Raw genomic sequence first — 1,000 nt, forward strand, 5'->3', positions numbered from 1 at the left:
GTCGGGGGCCGGTGGGGATCCGGCGACGAGCCACTCTAGCCCGAGGCCCGCGCATGACGGAACGATCACGACGGATCCGGCACGGATGCTCCGACCGCTCGCGCCCGTGCGGTGCCAGGATGGGGCGCAACCGGGAAGGAGCTCCTCATGACCGCACCCACCCCCACCGGGCCCGTCCTCGTCGGCATCGTCGACGGCCAGCGACCCGAGGTCCTGCGCACCGCCGCCCGCGTCGCCGCCGACGCCGGAGCCGCCCTGCTGCTCGTGTCGGTCTCGGCCGATCCGTACCTCGTCGGCGAGTACGTCGATCCGATGACCGGCGGCATCCCGCTCGGCTTCGTCGGCGCCGCGGCCGACCGCGGCGAGGGCCCGTCCCTCCCGCCCGGGCTCCGCGAGACGGTCGAGCACGAGCTGGACGGCAGCACCGTGCAGTGGTCGCTGCGCGCGGCGCGGGGCGAGCCCGCCCTGACGCTCGCCGAGGTCGCCGAGGAGGTCGACGCGCGGATGATCGTGGTCGGCACCCGCGACGCGGGCGTGCTCGCGAGCATCGCCGAGTTCCTCAGCGGGAGCGTCGCCGCCCACCTCGCGCACCGCCAGCACCGCCCCGTGCTCGTCGTCCCGCGCGCCGACCGCGACCCGTCGCGCCCGGCGCCCTGGGACCTCGCGGAGTGACGCGACCCCTCCACCTGCGCCCCTCCGCGATCCTCCTCGTCGCGGCGGGCGGAGCCGTCGGCACGGCTGCCCGCGCCGCGATCGGCGCCGCACTGCCCCCGTTGGGCGTCGTGCCGGTCGCGACGCTCGCCGGGCCGGCCTGGGGTACGGCGTCGGCACGGCTGCGCTCGCCGTCGCGGCGGCCGCCGCGGGCCTCGCCCTGACGGGCGTCCGGCGGTCTTGAGCGGCGCGGTGGGCACTCCGACGCGGCGCGGCGGGCGAACCGGAGCGGCGTGCGGCTCCGCTCCTCACCGCCCTTCCCGGAGCCCACCCCACGCCCCTCCGCACC

2 protein-coding genes are annotated in these 1,000 nt (G+C 78.2%); both read left to right on the forward strand.

Annotation, left to right across the window (positions count from 1 at the left end; genetic code table 11):
• Window positions 1–147 precede the first annotated feature (147 nt).
• Window positions 148–672: a universal stress protein gene (locus C5C57_RS17505; protein ID WP_104247675.1), complete on the forward strand. Its 525-nt coding sequence runs from the start codon at window positions 148–150 to the stop codon at window positions 670–672.
• On the forward strand, window positions 669–875 hold the full coding sequence (locus C5C57_RS17510; protein WP_104247674.1) for a hypothetical protein: 207 nt from the start codon (window positions 669–671) through the stop codon (window positions 873–875). Before C5C57_RS17505 ends, C5C57_RS17510 begins: the two co-directional genes overlap by 4 nt.
• Window positions 876–1,000 lie beyond the last annotated feature (125 nt).

The sequence above is a fragment of the Rathayibacter sp. AY1C5 genome (assembly GCF_002931705.1).
Taxonomy (GTDB): domain Bacteria; phylum Actinomycetota; class Actinomycetes; order Actinomycetales; family Microbacteriaceae; genus Rathayibacter.

Excerpts from the sequence above, each read along its gene's own strand:
- C5C57_RS17505 (WP_104247675.1), top strand. The coding sequence starts at position 148 with ATGACCGCACCCACCCCCACCGGGCCCGTCCTCGTCGGCATCGTCGAC.